The 3,870-nt window shown below is 74.0% G+C and carries 2 protein-coding genes and 1 pseudogene; all 3 read right to left on the bottom strand.

Annotated elements, in window-relative coordinates; all coding sequences use genetic code 11:
• A pseudogene (locus ETD86_RS53040) lies at positions 1-186 on the bottom strand (hypothetical protein); the annotation flags it as partial.
• A gap of 142 nt (positions 187-328) precedes the next feature.
• Positions 329-3,058, bottom strand: a complete 2,730-nt coding sequence (sepH, locus tag ETD86_RS57720) for a septation protein SepH (protein WP_211370900.1) — start codon at positions 3,056-3,058, stop codon at positions 329-331.
• Between the two features lie 160 nt (positions 3,059-3,218).
• A partial coding sequence (locus ETD86_RS56455; protein ID WP_342779373.1) for a S8 family serine peptidase occupies positions 3,219-3,870 on the bottom strand: 652 nt, incomplete at its 5' end.

Genomic DNA, 3,870 nt, shown 5'->3' with positions numbered 1-3,870 from the left:
GACACGTTCGCCCCCTGCGGCGACGGCCAGCACGTCGTCGATCGCCAGTGGCTTGAGTATCACGGCGGTGCCGCCGGTACGTGCGGCCAGCCGCACTGCGGCCTCCGCGTCGTGATGGACGATCCGTGTGACCGGGTGCTGCCGGGCGTGGAGGGCGAGGCTGCGGTGGCCGGTCGGCGCCGGCATCGCGCCGGGTGCTCGTCGCGTTGTGCTGCGAGGTCGTCGGGGGGAGGACCGGAGGAGGGCGCGGGCATGGCTCGGCCAAAGGCCGGCGGGTAGGTCTTGGTAGTCGGTTCGGTCGGTTCGGTGGGCTCGGTGGTGAGGTCAGTCAGTCCTGGCGGCGGGCGCCGAACATGATCTCGTCCCACGTCGGGACCGAGGCACGGCGGCCACGTGACCCCTTGCGCGTCTGGCGGGCGGCCGGAGCCGGCGGCGGGGAAGGCACCGGCACGGCCGGCTCTTCCTTGGCCTCGTCCTTGCCTGCCCGTGCCGCCGGCACTTTGGGCTCGGCGGGGGCGGGCTTCGGCTTGGGCGCAGGTGCGGGCGGCTTGGTCTCCTTCGCCGCCTGCTCGGGCTCGCTGGGCTCAACCTCGGGCTCGGCGCCGCCCGCGCTCTCGCGCTTCGGGTCCGCCACGTCTTGCGCCGCCCCGGCCTCGGGTTTCTCACCCTTCACGGCCTTGGGGGCAGCGGCCTCCGCGGCCTTGGGGGCACTGACCTCCGCGGTCTGGGGAGCGCCGACCACCGTGGCCTGGCGAGCGCCGGACTCCGCGACTTCGGCCGCCTGCGCCTCCGCGACTTCGGCCGCCTGCGCCTCCGCGACTTCGGCCGCCTGCGCGTTCGCGGCTGCGGTCGTCTGGGCCTGCGCGACTTCGGCAGCCTGGGTGTCCGAAGCTCCGACAGCCGGGGCCGGCGTGGTGACCCGCGACTCCGCGGCGGGGTCGTCCTTGACCTCGGACTTGACCTGGGCGGCCGCTGTCTTGGAGTCCGCCGGTCGGCTCGGGCTCTCGGTCGTGACGTCGGCCGCCGGAACAGGAGCATCCGATGGCTCGGTGGCGTCCACGGCGGGCGAAGCGGTAGCGGGTGAGGCGGTGGTGCCGATTTCAGCGGACGCGGACGCCTCCGGACCGGGCGCGGCACCGGTAGGCGCCACCTCGGGCAGTTGAGCGGCCGAAACGGTCCCGGCAGCAGGAGCCGGCCGACCGTCGCCGGCGGCGTGACCGGCCGCAGGGGCCTGAGCGTCCGCGACTGCCTGAGTGTCAGCGACCGCCTGAGCGTCCGCGGCCGCCTGAGCGTCAGCAACTGCCTGAGTGTCAGCAACTGCCTGAGTGTCAGCGACTGCCTGAGTGTCGGTGGTTGCCTGACCGTCACTGGTCCGACTGACCGCGGCTGCCTGACTGTTGGTGGGTGACCGGCCGTCACCGGCCTGGCCACCTGCAGTTGCCTGGCCGTGGTCGGTCGGCTGGCCGTGGGCGGCAGCCTGGCCATCGCCGGCAGGCTGGGTGTTGCGGGATGATTGCTCGTCGGAGGTCGGCCGGCCGGCCGGCTGGGGCTCGGGGAGCACGTGAGCGGCGGGCGTCGCCTGCCGGTCCGCCTCAGGCTGGGCGGCCGTCCCGGTGGCGGAGGCGGTCTCCGTGACGGCGCTCTCCGTGGCGGCGGCTTGCGCGGCAGGCTGAGAGGCCGTGACCGGCTGCTCCGGAATGGCGACCGGTTCCTGTGCGGAAGGCTGCTCTTGCGGCAGGCCGTGCGCGTGCTGCGCGGGATCCGGCGCCTGCGGCGAGGCGTGCTCGCCGGTGGATGCGTGCCGCTGGGCGACGACCGGCGGCTCCGGATCGGAGGCCTGAGACGCCGGGCGGACGTCCGGAGATGCGGGTGTCTGAGGAGCGGCGTGGGAGTCCGCAGGCGACGAAGCCTGAGGATCGCGGCGGACGTCCGCGGGCGCCTGGGGCGCGGGGCGGGTGTCCGCAGGTGAGGCGGGGGCGTAAATGGAATCGGTGTCGCGCTCGGCCGGACGCCCGGTGCCGAAGTCGGGCAGCCACGGCGAAGACCCGCCGCGGCGGGAAGAGGTCTCGCCGGGGCGGGCATGGCCGGGTTCGCGGGCAGGCGGCTCGGGCCGGTAGGAGCCATCACCCGACGGCGGCTCGTCGTGGAAGGTCGTCTCGCGCGACGGTGGTTCCTCGCGGAGGGAGGTCTCGCGGGATGGTGGTTCGTGGCGGAGGGCGCTCTCGGGGGAGGCAGCGTCGCGGGGAGGGACGGCGCGGTCGAAGGGCGCCTCGCGAGCGGGCACGTCGGGCCCACGCGTGTAGCCGGTCTCAGAGGACCTGGGCGGCGGGTTGTAGCCGACCGCCGGCTCCTCGGGCTCGCGCCGCACCACCGAAGGGAACGGCACCGCGTCGGACGCGAGCGGCGGCACCGGCTGCAGCTTGGCGACCCGCGGCGCGAACGGCGTCACCGTCGTGTCCTCGACGACCGGCGGGTCCGGGTCGAAGTCGGCCGCCGACAGCCGCATGGCCTCGTCGCCGTACGGCGACACGTGCCGCTTGCGCGGGTCGAAGAGCCACTCGGCGTGCCGCGTGTGGCCGTTCCACACGTAGCCGAGCTTGACCCGCCACAGCCCGTCGTCGCGCTTGGCGGAGTCCCAGTCGATCTCGTCCGTGGGCACGCCGCGCCTGGTCAGCCGCTCCGCGACGAGGTCGCCGAGGGTCGGCCCCGGCGCGGTTTCGCCCGGCATGCGCACAGCCACACGCTGCGCCTGCTGGGCGACGTACTCCCGCTCCTGCAGCACCGGCCCCTCGAACCAGCGCACGCGCTCGACTGGAATGCCGGCGGTCGCGGCGATCTCCTCCGCGGTCTCTCCGGCGCGAATGCGGGCCTGGATCTCCTTGGGGCGCAACGGACTCTCCACTTCGATCTCGTACTGGCCGAGACGGGAGAAGTTGCCGCGGACGGCAGCACGGAGCCGGTCGTCCACGGGAAGCGTGAAGCGCGTCCCTCGCCCGGCAGTCGCCAGCACGAGGTAGGTGCCGTCCTCACTCACCGCGACGAGTCGGAGCTCCTGCATGCGAGTCCCTTCGTCAGCGTCGCCATTCTTCCCCCGGACCCTTGAGTCTCTCGCGTGTGCCGGTTGCCTGCCAGCACCGTACCCGGCATGTCCGAACATCGCCTTCCTGGGATAGCCCAGGGGCGATGTGACGCCGGTCACATTTACCGAATCCATCCCGCTAGAACCCACCGCTGTGCATGAGGAGGTTAGAGGCCATGGATGGGTTCTGGCGAATCGCGCCGCGGGTCGACGGGCAGTTCAGGTAGGACGCGACGATGGCCGGATTTGTGCCTGGATGGCGCTCCAGATAACGCGAGGCGGCTCCCGCGATATACGGGACGAGCGCCGAGTACGCCGCCCCGGCCGGCGCGACCCGGCACTGAGCGGAGTCGGCCGCGCCCGCCACGAACACCCCCGACCGCACCAGCGAGCGCACGGCGGTGTCCAACGCGGGCGAGCCGGCGCCGTCGAGCGCGAGGGTGGCCACGGAGGGGCCGCGCGCGTGGCGGTAGATCCAGTCGAGCCCCGCCAGTACGTCGGCCAGCGAGCCGGAGTTGCCGCAGTCGAGCACCCGTACCGACGCGACCCCGGCCTCGGGCGCCGCGGCGTGCACCCGGCCGGCGACCTCGGTGCCGTGGCCGCCGCAGTCCCGGCCGGCGCCGCCCGTGGCGTCGAAGGCGCGCCACGCCCGGTCACCGAACTCCGCCCGGCCGACGTCGATGCCGCTGTCCACGACGTACACGGTTGTGCCCGCGCCGGTGCCCGGGCCGGCGAGCGGGCGGGCGGGTCTCCTGACGGGCATGGCGTGGATCCGCCGGTCGGCCTCGATC

Origin of the sequence: Nonomuraea turkmeniaca (assembly GCF_005889735.1) — a bacterium.
Lineage (GTDB): Bacteria > Actinomycetota > Actinomycetes > Streptosporangiales > Streptosporangiaceae > Nonomuraea > Nonomuraea turkmeniaca.
The sequence above is the reverse complement of the archived record's forward strand: the minus strand, read 5'-3'. Positions and strand labels throughout refer to the sequence as shown.